Origin of the sequence: Bacillus sp. (in: firmicutes) (assembly GCF_031983925.1) — a bacterium.
In the GTDB taxonomy this organism is placed as follows: Bacteria; Bacillota; Bacilli; order Bacillales; family Bacillaceae_G; genus Bacillus_A; species Bacillus_A pacificus.
On sequence record NZ_DALYZR010000002.1, the window covers coordinates 399012 to 417896 of the forward strand.

Consider the following 18885-nt stretch of genomic DNA (forward strand, 5'->3'; position numbering starts at 1 on the left):
TAATGTGCGAGCTTTTTTTATACTTATCGTTTTCCTTTTTCATAAGGAGTTCCTAATGCTTTCGGAGCTTCAGAACGACCTACAAAACCAACAAGCGCTAATATTGTGAATACATACGGTAATATCGTTAAGAATACACTTGGAATTTCTTTTAGTACTGGAATTGTACCACCTGTTATTCCTAATGATTGAGCAAATCCGAAGAACAGAGCCGCTCCAAGAGCACCGAGTGGATTCCATTTACCGAAAATCATTGCTGCTAACGCTAAGAAACCTTGTCCAGTAATTGTAGCACCTGAGAAGTTACCAGAAATCGACATAGCGAAGACCGCTCCACCAACTCCTGCAAACATTCCAGATATAGCAACTGCAATATAACGCATTTTATATACGTTAATCCCCATCGTATCCGCTGCCATTGGATGCTCACCAACCGCACGAAGACGAAGACCGAACGGCGTTTTATAAATGATATACCAAACGACAAACGCTAAAATAATAGCAATATATGATGTTAACGGTACATTAGAGAAAAAGATTTTTCCGATTACCGGAATATCCGAAAGACCCGGAACATCGATTTTTTCAATGCGGTATTGAATGAAATCAGTTTGTCCTTTGCCAAAGATTTTCTTAATCGCAAATACTGTTAAACCAAGTGCTAAGAAGTTAATTGCTACTCCGCTTACTACTTGATCTGCACGGAATGTAATGGATGCTACTGCGTGAAGAAGTGCAAACAATCCACTACCAATTGCTGCAAATAATAATGCAATCCAAGGAGTCATCGACCCCCACGTATCACCCATTAATAACGTTGTAACAATACCAATAAATGCACCAAATAACATTAAACCTTCTAACGCTATATTTACAACTCCAGAACGTTCACTGAACACTCCACCTAACGCCGTAAAAATAAGTGGCGCTGCCGTATATAACGTACCCGTCACAAGAATGGCTAAAATATCTAAAAAGCTCATTTATTTCCCCTCCTTGCTCATGCGTGTAAGTGCCCAGCGTAAAACATAACTGCACGCTACAAAGAAAATAATACATGCAATAATAACGTTAATTAACTCCGAAGGTACATCTGCTTCGAAATTCATTTGTGGTGCTGCACTTTTCAAACCACCAAACAGTAAAGCTGCTAATAGTATACCAAATGGATTATTTCCGCCTAAAAGTGCTACCGCAATCCCATCAAATCCAATACCAGTAAACGAAGACATTGCTGTCATACTTTGGAATGTCCCTAATCCTTCCATAGCTCCACCAATTCCTGCAAAAGCACCAGCAATTGTCATTGATAATACAACATTACGCGATACTTTCATTCCTGCGTATTGAGAGGCATTTTGGTTAAAACCAACCGATTTTAATTCATACCCTAACGTTGTTCTATCTAATAAGAACCACATTACAATCGCAATGATAATAGCCACAACAATTCCCCAGTGTAAACGAGATCCATCTGTCAATGAAGATAACCAATCAGAAGCTAACGAAGCACTTGCTTGTACGTCATAAGATTTTTCATTACCTTCGTGGATAAAACGTTTAATAAGATCATAGGTAACATAAAGTGCAATGTAGTTCATCATAATTGTAACAATTACTTCATTTACTTTAAGTTTCCCTTTTAAATATCCAGGTATAAAACCCCATAAACCGCCGACAATTGCTGCCACTAAAATAGATAACGGAATATGCAAAATTGCTGGTAACGACACTGCATATCCAAACCAAACAGCAGCAAGCCACCCAACTAATAATTGTCCTTCCACTCCAATATTGAAAAGACCTGTACGAAATGCAAATGCTACTGAAAGACCAGCTAATACAAGCGGAATCATTGTACGCAACGTCTCACCGATAGCTTGTGGATTGCCAACCATCCCTTCCCAAAGCGCGGCATATCCAACAATTGGATCATATCCACTAACTAACATTACAATGGCACCAACAAGTAAACCGAAAACTACGGATAACACAGGTACTAAAATATTAATTGTTCGTTCTGTTAAAAATTTTTTAGCCATTTGTGTTCACCTTCTCTTTCCCTGTCCCGCCGGCCATTAATAATCCAAGCTGTTGTTCATTTGTTTCTTTCGCATCGACAATCGCTACAATTTTCCCTTCATATATAACAGCCACTCGATCACTTACATTTAAAATTTCATCCAGCTCTAAAGATAAAAGTAATACTGCCTTACCATTATCTCTCTGCTCAATTAATTTTTTATGAATAAATTCAATCGCACCTACATCTAAACCACGTGTTGGCTGTGCTGCAATTAATAAATCTGGATTACGATCTACCTCACGTGCAATAATTGCCTTTTGTTGGTTTCCACCAGATAGAGCGCGAGCTAACGTTTGTTCACTAGGTGTACGTACATCAAACTGTTCAATAAGTGCTTTCGCTTTTTCTGTAATTTTACTAAAATTTAAAATCCCTTTCTTTGAAAATGGATTTTTATAGTATGTTTGTAAAACAATATTGTCCCGAACAGAAAAATCGAGAACAAGTCCGTGTTTATGACGGTCTTCAGGAATATGACCAATCCCCTCTTCTGTTATTCTTCGAACAGGCCAATTCGTTATTTCTTTTCCTTTAATTGCAATAGAACCTGACTCAACTTTTCGTAAACCAGTAATCGCCTCTATTAATTCACTTTGACCATTTCCATCAATCCCTGCAATCCCAACGATTTCTCCTGCACGAACAGTTAAGTCAAGGCCTTTTACAGCAGGTAACTTGCGCGTATCATGAACAATTAGGTTTGCAATAGATAGTACTTCTTCCATTGGTTTAGCTTCTATTTTTTCTGTTTTAAAATTCACTTGACGTCCGACCATTAACTCTGCAAGTTTATGCTCATCCGTTTCCGCTACATCAACAGTACCAATCCCCTTACCTTTACGAATAATTGTACAACGATCGCAAACTTCCATAATTTCTTTCAACTTATGTGTAATAAGGATAATAGATTTCCCCTCTTGCACAAGCTTTTTCATAATTTGAATCAACTCATGAATTTCTTGAGGAGTTAACACCGCGGTTGGCTCATCAAATATTAAAATCTCAGCACCACGATAAAGAGTCTTTAATATTTCAACCCTTTGCTGCATCCCAACAGAAATATCTTCAATTTTCGCATGTGGATCAACAGCCAAACCATACTGTTCAGATAATTGCTTAATTTCTTTTGCCGCCTCTTCAACAGCAATTTTCCCGTTTTTCTTCGGCTCATTTCCAAGAATAATATTCTCTGTAACTGTAAAATTATGAACAAGCATAAAATGCTGATGGACCATCCCAATACCAAGGTCATTTGCTATATTCGGATTTGTAATTTTTACAGGTTTTCCTTTAATTTTAATTTCACCTTGTTCTGGTTGGTACAAACCAAATAGTACATTCATCAATGTGGATTTCCCTGCACCATTTTCTCCAAGTAAAGCATGTATTTCTCCCTGTTTTACTTGCAGCGTAATATCATCATTCGCTACAATGCCTGGGAATACTTTTGTAATATTGTTCATCTCAATTACGTATTCCATTTTGTTCCTCCTTTTAGCAGGGAACACTCCCTAATTACACTCTATTAAAAGTATTTATATATATGCAAAGGTTAGTTCTACGAACTAACCTTTGCTATTTCTCTATTATTATTTCTTTAGAGAAGCTTCATATGTTTTATATTCTTCGTCAGTTGCAGGGACTTTAATTTCACCGTCAGTGATTTTCTTCTCAAACTCTTCTACTTTTGTTAAGATTTCTGGATTTACTTTTTTCACATTGTCAGTAGTTTTCGCAATACCAACACCGTCATCTTTTAATCCGAATTCTTCTACTTTACCGCCTTTTAATTTACCATCTTTCGCTTCTTGTGCTACTTTTGCTACTGCAATATCAACACGTTTTACCATTGATGTTAAAGTTACGTTTTCAGGCATACCTTCTTGATTTTGGTCACGGTCAACACCGATTACCCAAACGTTTTCACCTTTTTTCTTACGGTTTTTCGCTTCTGTGAATACACCGTTACCAGTTGCACCTGAAGCATGATAGATTACGTCAACTCCACCACCGTACATTGCTGAAGCTAATACAGAGCCTTTTTCTGGTTTATCAAATGCATCAGCATATTGTGATACGATTTCGATATTTGGATTTACTGCTTTTGCACCAGCTTTAAAGCCTGATTCAAATTTTGTAATTAATGGGCTTTTTACACCACCAACAAACCCAACTTTATTTGATTTTGTCGTCATCGCTGCTACAGCACCAACTAGGAATGAACCTTCATGGTCTTTAAATGTAATACTTGTTACGTTCGGCTTCTCTACAACTGTATCTACAATCGCAAATTGCTCTTTTGGATATTGTTCAGCTACCTTTGCAATTGATTTTTCCATTAAGTAACCAATACCAAATGTTGTGTTATAATGATCTTTCGCAAATTTCGTTAAATTCGGGATATAATCCGCATCTTTACTAGATTGAAGATAACGATATCCTTCATTTTTCTTTAAGTCATTGTCTTTACCGAACTTCGTTAAACCTTCCCAAGCTGATTGGTTAAATGATTTGTCATCAACGCCTCCAACATCTGTAACCATACCAACTTTAAACTCTTTTTTGTCGCTACTCGCTTTATCCGAGTTACCACATGCACCTAACACCGCACTTGCTGCTAATGTTAATGATAATAAAAGACCTGTTTTTTTCTTCATACTAGAAACCCCTCCTGAAATGATTTGTCTATTTTTTTATACGCCGCTGTCCCTAACTTCTTGCTGTCACCTCCCTAAAAAGGAACTCACCTACATACGTTTTCTTAATACGTGGAAGCTAAACTTGTCAGCTCTAAAGTAATTGATAGAATATAAGATTGGCTCATCATTTTGATCATAGTGCATTTGTTTTAACACTAGCAGTGCCGTTTCCGGTTCACATTCCAAAATCGGTGAGATTTTCGGATGATAGCCAATCGGCTCAATGTGAGCAACTGCGTATGTGATACGTTTGTGCGTATTGTTATGTATCACTGTAAGCAATGATTCTTCGTTGTATCCCGATAAATCTGGCAATATCTCTTTTGCAAGTTTATCGATACAATATACAACAGGTTCCCCATCTGCTGTACGCACACGCTCAATCATCACTGCATTAAAACCATCTTCACTATTAAACTTCTCTTTTTCTTCTTCTGTTAAACTTGTTGTAGATGATGATAAAAAGATAGTTCCTGGTGTTTTCCCCACACTAGAAATCATATCTGTAATACTAGAAAGTTGTTCAATCCCAGAAGAAAATAACGGCTTTGCATTTACAAATGTTCCTACACCATGTCTGCGAATGACAACATTTTCTTCTTCTAAAATACGCAGCGCTTCCCTTAAAGTCGCTCTACTTACGCCAAGTTCTTTCGCTAAATCAAACTCTGATGGTAACTTTTGTCTTTCTTTGTAAGCCCCATCTTTAATTTTTTCTTTGATGTGATCAATCACCCGTAAATATAGGTGACGACTATCGGATTTTACTGACATAAGACTCCCCCGCATTTCAATTATTCGACCTCTGATGTAAGACTTCTTTTCTCTTTTTTCAACTTACAACATAATAAAAATTGCTAAATACTAAAAACAGGCATAATTGTCGAATAAATATTAATAATTTTTTAAGATGAAATTTTCACTCTTTACTGCATAAAAAAAACTTTGCACCACAAACATTCCTCATAGCGAGAAAAAGTTCGGCACAAAGATCTCTTACATCCTTTGTTACACACTTTTCCCCTCATAGTCTAGCAATTCATGGTTGCCAGGTAGAAACTTATGGACCTTATCTCCAAGATTATATGAGGCAGTGATTCTTTTCGAAGTAATCTTACCACTTGCTCCCATACGTGTCAACAAAATTTAACAATTTTCCACATTAAATATCGAACGTTCACAAAAAACCACACCAAAGTATTCGTATTCTAAAGAATCGCCTTAAATGTAAGCCCTTTCTTTATTGCTGAATATAGTATATAACAAAACCAGCATATAAAAAAGCCTAATTGTAAAAACAATTAGGCTTTTTTTATGAACTTTTTTCTTGTACATCATTAATGAGCACTTCACGTGGTTTACTACCTTCATACGGACCTACTACACCATTCATTTCCATTGCATCAATTAAACGGGCAGCACGTGTATAACCAACTCTAAACCTACGTTGCAACATAGAAACCGATGCTGTTTGCATTTCCACTACGAGCTGAACTGCTTCATCATATAATTCATCTTCTACTTCCTGCTTCGTATCAGGAACATCTTGCGGAATCATATCTTCTTGATATTGCGCTTTTTGTTGACCAATAACATATTCTACAACTCTCTCAACTTCATCATCTGATAAAAACGCACCTTGTACACGTACGGGCTTCGATGCACCAATTGGTATAAATAGCATATCTCCACGACCTAGCAGTTTCTCTGCACCACCGCCGTCAAGAATTGTACGAGAGTCTGTTTGAGAAGATACAGCGAATGCAATACGTGATGGAATATTTGCTTTAATAACTCCCGTAATGACATCAACTGACGGACGCTGCGTTGCAATAATTAAATGAATACCGGCAGCACGAGCCATTTGCGCTAGACGCATAATCGCATCCTCTACATCCGATGAAGCAACCATCATTAAATCTGCTAACTCGTCCACAATTACGACAATATAAGGTAATTCGGGTTGTTTCGCTTCTGATTGATTATTATGCTCTTTTATATAGTCATTATATCCTTCAATATTTCGCGTGCCACTATGAGCAAATAATTCATAACGGCGCTCCATTTCACTCACAACTTTTTTCAATGCTTGCGATGCCTTTTTCGGATCCGTTACAACTGGTGTTAACAAATGAGGCACACCGTTATATACATTTAACTCTACCATTTTCGGATCAATCATCATTAATTTTACTTCATGTGGTTTTGCACGCATTAAAATACTAACAATAATACCGTTAATACATACACTTTTCCCGCTACCTGTCGCACCTGCCACTAGCAAATGGGGCATTTTATTTAAACGGGCTAATACAGCTTCACCTGTAATATCTCGTCCAAGACCTATTAACAACTTCTCTTCCGGATGATTGTTAGCTTTAGAATCAAGAACTTCTCTAAGCGTTACCATAGAGACTTCTGAGTTCGGAACTTCAATTCCTACAGCTGATTTCCCGGGAATAGGCGCTTCAATACGAATGTCTTTCGCCGCTAACGCAAGTGCTAAATCATCACTTAAACCGACGATTTTGCTTACCTTTACTCCCATATCAGGATACACTTCATATTTTGTAACTGCAGGACCTCTATGTACTTTTGTTACTTTCGCTTTCACTCCAAAACTTTGGAAAGTACGTTCTAATTTACGAGCATTCTCATAAATTTCCGCATTTTCATTTGTAACTTGCTTATTCTTTGGAAATTTCAATATATCAAGCGCAGGAAGCTTGTAATCTTTATTTTCTACATTTGAAAATTGCATAGGAGGTGCTTGTGTTTCCCCCTCTAGCGATTCAACGATTTTTTCTCCACGCTTTTTCTTCGGCTCTTCAACTGGTGGAGCCTCTTCAATAAACGGTGAAGTGACTAACTCTTCTTCCTCTACTTCAATTCGTTTATCCTCTTCTTCATTTACAGGATAATTCTCAGTGAAATTCGAAATAATCGGAGGATCAATTGAGATTTCTTCCATCGGCTCAATAATTTCTTCATGTTCTGCAGCGCGTTTGCTCCTTGTGCTTCTTGTTGTTTTTTTCTTTTCTGTTTGTTCAGCCGTTCTTTTGGCTCTCCAATCTTTATAGTCCCCTTGCATCACTTGAAATTGACTTCTAAGAATTCTGCCAACTGGAGCTAACACTTCTCCAATATGCTTATTTGTTATACAAAGTATACCGAGAATAACTAAAATAATACCAATAATATAAGCTCCTACTTCGTCAAATAAGAAGTAACAAGTCGCGAACATAAGTGCACCAAACATGCCACCACCTAAATGAACGCTATCTGGCCCTTTTTTCATTTCAAGAAAGAAATTATCTTTCGTACTTACAATAACAGAAGTATTTTGCACTGCTCCATCTTTCGTAAGAAGGTTAAATAATGTAATATGACTAAACATTAATATCGCCAATACTATTAAATAAAAACCGATTAACCGTTTATTTAAAAGGTTCGGCCATCCACGTTTTATAACGAATGAAACGGATAAAGCTATTACACCTAACACACCAATTATGTACCACTCACCAAAGAAGAAGCGAAAAAATAACACAAACGATTTTCCTACAACGCCTAGCTGTAAAATCGTAATGATTGAAAGTGCAAAAAGAGTTAAACCGACGATTTCATAATACAAAGTTGGCTTTATCGTACGTCTTGTCTTTGCCTTCGTCCCTCTTTGCTTTTGTTTTGCCATTTCTTCACCTCGTGATCTACATATAAGTAAAACTTCCTAAAAAACTCTGCTTATATGTTTGTTTTCTCTATTTTTTCAGGTCTTTATATCTTCTATTTTTACACTTCTTGTAAAATGTTAAATAAACAGAAGAAAGCAGCCCTCTCATGGCTGCTCAACCGTCTTGTTTTTTATATTATACCATAGCTTCTAAACAAAATCCTTCTTTTTGCTAAAAGGTTATTTTCTGTCCCGGCTCAAACTCTAAGTAGTGAAGCGGATCCGTACTTAACACGCGTACAATAGAATAATACCCATGTTCTTCTTCTGAAACCATTAATTCAACACCATTTATATTTACGACTTTTTGACTTTCACATTGCGAATAATCGGCTGGATACACGAGTTGCTCTGGCATAATTGTATATAAAATCATTGTAACATTGTCCCTTCTGCATGATCATCCGCGCGACCATCTATTAATTCGTTTAATTTTCGAATCGCATTTCCGATACCACCGACATCATCTATAAGACCATACTTCACTGCATCTCCACCAATTACATTCGTACCAATATCTCGCGTCAAATTCCCTTTCGCAAACATAAGCTCTTTAAAACGATCTTCCGTTACTTTCGAATGCTTCGTCACAAAGCGAATGACTCTTTCTTGCATTTTATCTAAATACTCAAATGTTTGTGGCACACCTATAACAAGACCTGTTAGACGAATCGGATGAATTGTCATCGTCGCAGTTTCTGCAATAAATGAATAGTCTGTAGAAACGGCAATCGGTACACCGATAGAATGCCCTCCGCCTAAAACTAAAGATACTGTCGGTTTTGAAAGTGAAGCGACCATCTCAGAAATTGCTAGCCCAGCTTCAACGTCACCTCCAACTGTATTTAACACTAAAAGCAAGCCTTCAATTTTCGGATTTTGTTCAATCGCAACAATTTGCGGAATAATATGCTCATATTTCGTTGTTTTATTTTGCGGTGGCAACTGAACATGACCTTCCACCTGTCCAACAATTGTTAAACAATGAATACGTGATTCATTCATTTGCGGTACATTCGTTTGTCCAAGCTGCTGAATTTTTTCCACTATTGAAGCTTCTTTTCCGGTTTCTTTCGGCTCAGCCTCTTTCTCTTCATTTGTATAACGATCACGTTCTGTCATATCGCATCCCCTTTCACTCGTATATAACTAGTATTTCTTAAGTTATAAATTTCATTCGATAGAGTGAAAAAAGAAAAAAGATCACCCATAAAGGTGATCTTTTTTATACTTCCATAATAATCGGTAAAATCATAGGTTTTCTCTTCGTCTCTTCGTACAAGAACTGTCCTAATAATTCACGAATATTTTGTTTTAACATAGACCATTCAATTGAATATTCTTTAATTGATTGCTCAACAATCATACGTACAATCTCTGTAGAACGGTCAATTAACGCTTCTGATTCACGTACATATACAAATCCACGTGAAATGATTTCTGGACCAGAGATAATTTTCTTTTCATCTTTACCCAGTGTTACAACAACTACTAATATTCCATCTTGAGATAACATTTTTCTATCTCGAAGAACGATATTACCAACATCACCTACACCTAATCCATCAATTAACACATTGCCAGCTTGCACTTTGCCAACTAAGTTCGCTTCATCGTCACCAAAACCAATTACATCGCCTTTTTCTACAATAAAGATATTTTCTCTTGCAATACCTACATCTTCAGCTAAGTATGCATGTGCTTTTTGCATACGGAACTCACCATGTACGGGTACAAAATATTTCGGTTTCATTAAATTTAACATTAATTTTAATTCTTCTTGGCTACCGTGACCTGAAACGTGAACTTTTCTTTCACCGTAATAAACAACTTCAGCTCCCGCTCTAAATAACAAATCAATAATTTTCGATACAGATATTTCATTACCTGGAATTGGAGATGCCGCGATAATAACCGTATCACCTTTACGAATTGAAATTTGTTTATGAGCTTGCTTTGCCATTCTAGAAAGGGCTGCCATCGGTTCACCTTGGCTACCTGTCGTTAAAATAGCTACCTTTTTCTCTGGGAAATTGTCTACTTCTTGTAGTGAAATAACCATACCTTCTGGAACATCTAAATAACCAAGACGTCTTGCGATATCTACCACTTTCACCATACTACGTCCTACAACCGCTACTTTTCGTCCTGTTTCAGCAGCTGCATCAAATACTTGTTGAATACGATGTACATTCGATGCAAATGAAGCAACGATAATACGTCCTTCTGCGCCGTAGAACACTTTAGAAATTTCTACACCAACTTCTTTTTCAGAACCTGTATAGCCTGGACGCTCAGCATTTGTACTATCAGATAATAAGCATAGAACGCCTTCATTTCCGATTTGAGCCATTTTCCCAAGGTCTGCTCCACTATTTCCAATTGGAGTTTGATCGAATTTAAAGTCTCCCGTATATACGATTGCACCTTTTGATGTATGGAAACAAACACCAACAGAATCTGGAATACTATGTGTTGTTCCAAAGAACGACACCGTTGTAGTATTAAACTCTACTGTTGAATTTGAATCGATTGTTTTTAAATCTACACGGCCTAACATACCCGCTTCGCCAAGTTTTTCTTGTATAAGTCCTACCGTTAATTTCGTTGCATACACTGGAATTGATAATTTACGAAGTACGTAAACAATGCCACCAATATGATCTTCATGACCGTGAGTAATAAATAAACCTTTTACTCGCTCTTGGTTTTCTACTAAATATGTAATATCAGGAATAACGATATCAATTCCAAACATTTCATCTCCTGGGAACATTAACCCTGCATCTACAATAAAGATTTCAGAATCAATTTCAACACAGTACATGTTTTTCCCGATTTCACCTACTCCACCAAGAGCAAATACTTTAACAGACTCATTCTCTTTTCTCTTCATGTTGTTGCCTGGTTTAAAAATCTTTCAAACACTGATTTCACTAAAATTGCAGAGACACCAGGGGAAACTCTACAACCACCATATATTCACCGTCCAAGACGAATGTCCTTACCGTTATGCGATATCATGTCCTTGTTTATTTTTTAAACCAGGTTTCACCTCTCTTTCATTATATAAATCAAATATCTTATTCGATATGATATGAAAATGTAATCAAATTATAATTTTTACCAATTTTGCTAAGCATACCCGTACTAAGCTACTTAGCCATATTATACCTGATACAAGAAATAGAACACAAGTTAAATCGTGCGAAAGAAAAAGGAAAAGAACGCATTCCCAACAAACTTATCGAACTGATGTCCTTTATATTTACTCCGATTTCGTACCCCATATCGTTTTGAAGAAATAGCTATAAATACTCTAAATTCATTTCATAATATAGATTTTCAAGACTTATTTTTCTAGAATTGAACAAAAAACTTATAAAATGAAGTTTTTTTATGAATTACGTCATATTTGAAGCAATTTATCCGAAAAATAGAATTGGTATTTTAATACGTTTATACAAGTGTTCATTCTATAATAACTATGACTTTTTAATTCTTTTAAAGGGTTACGATTATTTTCTTTTACATATTGCAATATATAATGAAAAACCAGTTAATGACCTTATAAAAACATATATAGGTAAGATAAGAAAAGAGAGGAAAAGACTTTCATACAAATAAAAAATGACCTAGTTCTACACTAGGTCATTTTTATTAACGAGGGATAGATTGCATAACAGATTGTAACGTTACTCTTTCTTCTTCTGTTAACGGAAGAAGTGGTAAACGTACAGAACCTACATCTAATCCAACCATTTGTAATGCTGTTTTTACTGGTGTTGGGCTTGGCGCCATAAATAATGAATCCGTTACTCTTACAAGTAATTGATGTAATTTTTGCGCCTTCTTAAATTCACCTGCTTGGAACGCTGCAATCATTTCTTGCATTTCATTTCCGATAACATGAGATGCTACAGAAACGATACCTTTCGCTCCAACTGCCATAGCTGGTAACGTTAAACCGTCATCACCGCTGTATACTGCAAAGTCGTCCGCTGTTTTTTCAATGATTTCTGTCATTGTTAACACATCGCCGCCTGCATCTTTAATCGCAACAATGTTTTCTATTTCTGATAAACGAACAACTGTATCAACGGAGATTTGTACAATAGATCGTCCCGGAACGTTATATAGCATAACCGGAAGTGGCGTGCTTTCAGCAATTGCTTTAAAGTGCTGATACATTCCTTCTTGACTCGGTTTGTTATAATACGGTGCTACTAGCATTACTGCATCAACACCAACCTCTGTTGCTTTTTTCGTTAAGTCAATAGAAGCATGCGTATTATTGCTACCTGTTCCAGCGATTACGGGCACCCTTTTATCGACAACAGATACGACATGGCGATATAACGCTACTTTTTCTTCTGAAGTTAATGTAGGAGATTCTCCTGTCGTTCCTCCTACCACGATTGCTGTTGTACCGTTATCAATTAAATAATTTACCAATTTCGTTGTCTTTGCAAAATCGATATTGCCGTTTATATCAAACGGTGTTACCATCGCGGTTGCAATTGTCCCAAAATCTATCATGGTCTCACTCCTTATTGTTCCAGTTGCTTTTCTTTTGAAAGCTCAAACGCACTATGTAATGCATTTACAGCCTCCACTAAATCAGTTTCTTTTACAAGAACCCAAATTGTCGTATGGCTATCTGCTGATTGCAGAATTTGAATACCTTTTTCAGCTAAAGCTGTAACGATTTTCGCAGTAACCCCTGGGTATCCTGCCATTCCAGCTCCTACAATAGATACTTTCGCACAATGCTCTGTCACAATTGGCTCATACCCAAGGTTTTGTAATAGTTCAACTGCACGATTTGATACATTATCACTCACCGTATAAGCTACCCCAGTAGGTGAAATGTTAATTAAATCGACACTGATTCCTTCATTCGCCATTTCTTTAAACACATGCTGCTGCAAATCATATGCTGTTTCTTTTGCAAGTACTTTAATTTGCGTCACATTTGATACATGTGCAATACCTGTAACAGGACGTTCTTCTACATCACGGCCTTTTGTAGCGCCGTCAGATGCTGAAATAAGCGTACCTTCACTATCAGAGTACGTAGAACGTACACGAAGCGGTACTTTTGCATGCATCGCAATTTCAACTGCACGTGGATGAACGACTTTTGCACCTTGGTATGCCATGTTACAAATTTCGTTATACGTTACAGTTTGAAGGTGACGTGCATCTTTTACAATGCGAGGATCTGCAGTCATCACACCTTCTACATCTGTGAAGATATCGATATATTCAGCATGAAGCGCAACACCTAAAGCTGAAGCTGAAGTATCACTACCTCCACGTCCAAGTGTTGTCGTATCACCTTTTTTCGTTTGTCCTTGGAATCCTGTCACAACGATTACATCTACATTTTCTAGCTCTTCGTGTATACGATCACAATTCATTTCAATAATCTTAGCATTTGTAAAATCATCATTTGTTACAAAACCAGCTTGTGCACCATTTAATGCCGCTGCTTTTATACCGTTCTCATTTAACATGTTAGAGAAAACGATTGCTGAGATTAATTCTCCGCATGATAATAATAAATCTTGCTCACGATTAGAAATGTGAGATTCCTCTTGATTTACAAGACTTAACAACGTATCAGTTGCATATGGTTCACCTTTACGACCCATAGCAGATACGACAGTCACTACTTTATAACCCGCATCTAGCGATTTTTTTATATGATGAAGCGCATGCTTACGTCCATTTTCATCACGTACAGATGTGCCACCAAATTTTTGAACAATAATTTTCATATTTTGCACCTTCTCTTAGCCGTTTACACTAATTGTAATTTTACTAAGCGCTCTGCAATTTGAACAGAATTCCATGCAGCGCCTTTTAATAAGTTATCAGATACGACCCAAAGATGGAATCCTTTATCGTTATTTAAATCTTTACGGATTCTTCCAACGAATACTTCGTTTTTACCTACTGCAGTAGCTGGCATTGGATATAATTGCTCTTCTGGGTTATCTTGCAGAACGATACCTTCCGCATTTGCAAGTAAGTTCTTTAATTCCTCTACTGTTACGCCCTCTTTTTCTACTTCAATGTAAACAGACTCAGAGTGACCTGATACAACTGGTAAACGTACACATGTTGCCGCTACTTCTAATTCTGGCATATGCATAATTTTTTTCGTTTCATTAATCATTTTCATTTCTTCAAACGTAAATCCATTATCTTGGAACTTATCAATCTGTGGAATCGCGTTGAAAGCAATCGGGAAATGTTTCTTATCACCTGATACAGGTAAAACATTCGCCTTTACTTCTTCACCATTTAAGATTGCTTGTGATTGTTCATGAAGTTCTTCAATCGCTGCCGCACCAGCACCTGATACAGCTTGATATGTGGAAACGATTACTCGTTTTAAACCATATTGCTGACGAACTGGCTCAAGAGCTACTACCATTTGAATTGTAGAACAGTTTGGATTTGCAATAATACCGTTATGTTCTTTTAAGTCGTTTTCATTTACTTCAGGTACAACAAGTGGCACGTTTTCTGTCATACGGAATGCACTTGTATTATCAACAACAATCGCACCGCGCTTTGCTGCTTCTGGCGCTAATTGTTTTGATACAGATCCACCAGCACTAAATAGTGCGATATCTACTCCTTCAAAACTTTCAGGAGTTGCCTCTTGAACTGTAAATTCTTCGCCTTTAAATACAAGTTTCTTACCTGCAGATCGTTTAGATGAAAGTAACGTTAACTTCCCAATTGGAAATTCTCGTTTCTCTAAAGTATTTAACATTTGTTCACCAACTGCGCCGGTTGCTCCAACTACAGCGACATGAAAAGTTTTTTGCTTTTCCATCACTATGCCCCTTTCTAGATACCAATCCTTCTATAACTTAGAATGAGAAGGAGTATACAATACCCCTTCTAATCTTAATAACGTTAATTTTATCATATTCTACAGTAAGAATGATGGTTTCATCGAAAATTGTCCGTTTTTTTTCGTTTTTTAATTCATATATCTGAATTTTTCTACGACAACCGGTTGCAATTGCTTCCCTTGCAGCGCTTCTAATACTGTATCTTCCAGTAACTCCATGCGAGCTACCATTGAATTTGGTTTTTTCTCTGGTGCATCTTGACCGAATGGGACGAAGTAGATGTTTTTTGTAGCCATTAGGCGCATGAGATTTACCCCATTAAGTCCCAACGCATCATTCGTCGAAACAGCCAATACGACGGGCTTACCATTTCTTAGCGTCGCTTTCGCTGCCATTAATACCGGAGAGTCTGTCATTGCATTAGCAAATTTACTCATAGAATTTCCTGTTAGTGGTGCAATTACCATACAATCTAGTGGAATTTTAGGTCCTAGCGGTTCTGCGCCAACGATTGAATTAATCGCTTTAAAACCTGTTACTTCTTCAATCTTTTTAATCCACTCTGCCCCTTCTCCAAATCTCGTATTTGTTGATTGAACAGTGTAAGAAACAACTGGACGCACTTCAGCTCCCTCAGCAATTAACTTTTCTAAATGAGGCATTACTTCTTCGTACGTACAATGTGAACCAGTAAAACCAAACCCTATTCTTTTCCCTTTTAAATTCATTCCCCATTCTCCTTTCTTGCGATTACATCTTCTGCTAATAACTGAGAAAGAACGTTCGCTAAAATTTGTCCTGCTGTTTTTGGAGCAACAATACCTGGTAATCCAGGTGCTAACAGCGCTTTAACTCCCCTTTTTTCCGCATATCTAAAGTCGGTACCACCTGGTTTAGAAGCTAAATCAATTACTAACGTATGAGCTGGCATTTTTGAAATGACATTCGCTGTCACAACGAGATGAGGAATTGTATTAATGACAATATCGATATCCCCTACTTCTTTCTCAATGTCCTGCATATGAAAAGGAGAAAACATCATTTCTGTAATACGTGCAATATGTTCTGATCGTCTTGCTCCAACTTTGACATGGGCTCCTAATGATTGAAATGCTCTGGCAACGCTCATCCCTGTTCTACCAAATCCTAAAACCATTACATTAGAACCATGAATTGTATAGTCGGTATGTTGAATTACCATCATTAATGTACCTTCTACAGTTGGTATAGAATTGTAGATTGCCACATCATCACGATCAAATAATTTAATTAGTTTACGGTTTGTAGTAGATACGAGATTTTCCAAGTAAGGCGTACCAATACCTGAATATATAGTAAAATGTTCTGGTGTATTTTCAATTTGTTCTTTCGTTATAGAAACTTTTTCATTTGAAAAAATAGTATCTACTTCTCCCTTGGCATTTGTACCTGCAACTGGCAAAATAATTGCATCTACAGAAGTGAAATCTAAATTTTGTATACTTTCTTTTGCTGCCCCTGTGAAGCCATGGTCTAACTGATCAAACCCTATCAATGAAAGTTTCGCATCCAATTCAACGAGCTTGCGAATTACTTCTAGCTGTCTTGCATCTCCTCCTATGACAGCAATATGCATCTCAGTCAACATTCCCTAATTCACCTTCTTTTTCTGTCATTTATAAGAAAAGTGCCTACTTTTTCTTTTTCCTCCACATCATATGTAATGTACGAGTTTTAGGTGATTGAAAAACAAAAAGCACCCATCATGTATCCCCCTATTTGTATGCAGGAAGGCCCCACCTCAAAATTCGGCGTAGGAAAAGACATTATGTTGGATTTTGCTCTGAGTAAAATGAACAAAAAAGATGACCAAAATGGCCATCTTTCACTTCGAATTTGAACGATCTGTAATATCGCAAAGAATCATATCATGACCCACTTTTTTTATTTGACTCCATGCGACTCTTATTTCTTGTGGTTCCTTTTTAAAACCTCCCCATTTCCCAGCAGGTATAATAAGAGCCTGTATTTGTCCATCCTTCTCATCAATCTCTAAATCCACATAGCCTAAAACCCCCATTTTTTCTGCTCTTTCTAAATTAACAATTTCTTTCCCACTTAGTTCACTTAATCGCATACTCTCTCCCCCTACCCAAATTATTCATTTAAGTTATCCATAATTAGTACCTATTCTATATACCCACAAAAAATAACCGTATCTCATTTAAAAGAGATACGGTTATTTTTAAATCATATATGGTAATTACAGTTTTATTCCTTTTGGAAGTTTTCCATCTGGACTAATTAATGCTGCAGAAAATTCATCTGTAAACATGTTACGAATTAACTCATCTACATTTTCTTTTGTTACCGTGTTTACACTTTCAATAATCTCATCAAGTGAACGGTGCTTACGAAGTAGCAATTCATTTTTACCATTACGGCTCATACGACTATTCGTACTTTCTAAACTTAACATTAAGTTTCCTTTTAATTGCTCTTTACTATTCATAAGCTCTCTTTCTGTAATACCTGTATTTTTTAATGTTTCTAATGTTTCTTGCATTGTTTCATACAGTGTATCTAATTGTTGGCTACCTGTTCCACCATACAGCGTTAACATACCTGTATCTTCATAAGAAGAATGGTAAGAGAATACTGAGTAAGCTAACCCGCGTTGCTCACGTACTTCTTGGAATAAACGGCTACTCATACTACCACCTAAAACGTTATTTAATACAATTAAGTTATAAATATCTTCGTGTCCCATTTGTAAGCCTTTATATCCTAAACATAAATGAGCTTGTTCTGTTTCCTTTTTACGTGCTACCTTATTAAAATGGAAAATTGGGCTATGTACTTGTTCACGGTTTGTCGTTCCTTCATAACTACCGAAATATTGCTCTACTGTTTGTAAAAAGGCTTCATCAATATTTCCTGCAATTGATACAACTACATTTTCAGGTGTGTAATGATCCTTAATATATTGACGTAGCGTATCACCTGTAAACGTATTAAGCGTTTCTTCTGTTCCTAAAATAGGGTATCCAAGCGGATGCGTTTCATATGTTGCTTTCGTTAACATATCATGCACAATATCATCTGGAGCATCTTCGTACATTTTAATTTCTTCACATACGACATTCTTCTCTTTTTTCAGTTCTTCTTCATCAAATGTTGAATTAAAGAACATATCTGCTAATACATCTAGAGCATATTTAGCATGCTCATCTAGCACTTTTGCATAGTAACAAGTGTATTCTTTTGAAGTAAAAGCATTCACTTGTCCGCCAATGCTATCAAATGATTCTGCAATTTCACGTGCACTACGTGTTTCTGTTCCTTTAAAGAACATATGCTCTAAAAAGTGAGAAATCCCGTTATTTTTTTCATTTTCATTTCTTGATCCTGCATGGATCCAAATACCAATCGCAACCGATCTTACAGTTGGTATATTCTCCATAACTATTCTTACACCATTTTTACAAGTATATTTTTTAATCAAAAACTTTC

Annotated in this window: 16 protein-coding genes and 1 riboswitch; all 16 genes read right to left on the reverse strand. The window is 36.7% G+C overall.

The genetic code is table 11. The annotated features are described in order from the left end of the window. Positions 1–23 precede the first annotated feature (23 nt). Positions 24–983 (reverse strand): ABC transporter permease, encoded by a 960-nt coding sequence (locus RTP99_RS08035; protein WP_000008842.1) that lies wholly within the window; start codon positions 981–983, stop codon positions 24–26. Next, the gene (locus RTP99_RS08040) at positions 984–2042 is read right to left on the reverse strand and encodes an ABC transporter permease (RefSeq protein WP_001074499.1); all 1059 of its coding nucleotides are present in this window, start codon (positions 2040–2042) and stop codon (positions 984–986) included. It abuts the gene before it with no gap. Next, positions 2035–3567 carry an ABC transporter ATP-binding protein gene (locus RTP99_RS08045; RefSeq protein ID WP_000456919.1) on the reverse strand — a complete coding sequence of 511 codons (1533 nt, stop codon included), beginning with the start codon at positions 3565–3567 and terminating at the stop codon, positions 2035–2037. Before RTP99_RS08045 ends, RTP99_RS08040 begins: the two co-directional genes overlap by 8 nt. A 108-nt stretch (positions 3568–3675) precedes the next feature. Beyond that, positions 3676–4743, reverse strand: a complete 1068-nt coding sequence (locus tag RTP99_RS08050; RefSeq protein ID WP_000730592.1) for a BMP family lipoprotein — start codon at positions 4741–4743, stop codon at positions 3676–3678. Between the two features lie 90 nt (positions 4744–4833). Then, on the reverse strand, positions 4834–5559 hold the full coding sequence (locus RTP99_RS08055; protein WP_000114176.1) for a GntR family transcriptional regulator: 726 nt from the start codon (positions 5557–5559) through the stop codon (positions 4834–4836). Between the two features lie 233 nt (positions 5560–5792). Further along, positions 5793–5894, reverse strand: a riboswitch (purine riboswitch). A gap of 203 nt (positions 5895–6097) precedes the next feature. Beyond that, positions 6098–8479 carry a DNA translocase FtsK gene (locus tag RTP99_RS08060; protein ID WP_001118801.1) on the reverse strand — a complete coding sequence of 794 codons (2382 nt, stop codon included), beginning with the start codon at positions 8477–8479 and terminating at the stop codon, positions 6098–6100. 211 nt (positions 8480–8690) lie between these two features. Then, a complete protein-coding gene (locus RTP99_RS08065; RefSeq protein ID WP_000605027.1) occupies positions 8691–8894 on the reverse strand; it encodes a YlzJ-like family protein in 204 nt (67 codons plus the stop codon). Beyond that, positions 8891–9640, reverse strand: a complete 750-nt coding sequence (gene tepA / locus RTP99_RS08070) for a translocation-enhancing protein TepA (RefSeq protein ID WP_000139814.1) — start codon at positions 9638–9640, stop codon at positions 8891–8893. Before tepA ends, RTP99_RS08065 begins: the two co-directional genes overlap by 4 nt. Before the next feature lie 103 nt (positions 9641–9743). Beyond that, positions 9744–11414 carry a ribonuclease J gene (locus tag RTP99_RS08075; RefSeq protein ID WP_000823085.1) on the reverse strand — a complete coding sequence of 557 codons (1671 nt, stop codon included), beginning with the start codon at positions 11412–11414 and terminating at the stop codon, positions 9744–9746. A 764-nt stretch (positions 11415–12178) separates the two neighbouring features. Then, positions 12179–13057, reverse strand: a complete 879-nt coding sequence (gene dapA, locus RTP99_RS08080; protein WP_000564761.1) for a 4-hydroxy-tetrahydrodipicolinate synthase — start codon at positions 13055–13057, stop codon at positions 12179–12181. An 11-nt stretch (positions 13058–13068) separates the two neighbouring features. After that, complete coding sequence (gene dapG / locus RTP99_RS08085; RefSeq protein WP_000692473.1) at positions 13069–14301, reverse strand: aspartate kinase; 1233 nt, start codon at positions 14299–14301, stop codon at positions 13069–13071. Positions 14302–14324: 23 nt separating this feature from the next. After that, entirely contained in the window at positions 14325–15371 is a 1047-nt protein-coding gene (asd, locus tag RTP99_RS08090) for an aspartate-semialdehyde dehydrogenase (RefSeq protein WP_000414848.1), read from the reverse strand. Positions 15372–15521: 150 nt separating this feature from the next. Next, entirely contained in the window at positions 15522–16121 is a 600-nt protein-coding gene (gene dpaB, locus RTP99_RS08095; protein WP_001049480.1) for a dipicolinate synthase subunit B, read from the reverse strand. Beyond that, on the reverse strand, positions 16118–17020 hold the full coding sequence (gene dpaA / locus RTP99_RS08100) for a dipicolinic acid synthetase subunit A (RefSeq protein ID WP_000954733.1): 903 nt from the start codon (positions 17018–17020) through the stop codon (positions 16118–16120). The genes dpaB and dpaA overlap by 4 nt, the downstream gene beginning before the upstream one ends. A 237-nt stretch (positions 17021–17257) precedes the next feature. Further along, entirely contained in the window at positions 17258–17509 is a 252-nt protein-coding gene (locus RTP99_RS08105; RefSeq protein WP_001239750.1) for a YlmC/YmxH family sporulation protein, read from the reverse strand. 126 nt (positions 17510–17635) lie between these two features. Then, positions 17636–18877 (reverse strand): M16 family metallopeptidase, encoded by a 1242-nt coding sequence (locus tag RTP99_RS08110; protein WP_000592997.1) that lies wholly within the window; start codon positions 18875–18877, stop codon positions 17636–17638. Between the last annotated feature and the right edge of the window lie 8 nt (positions 18878–18885).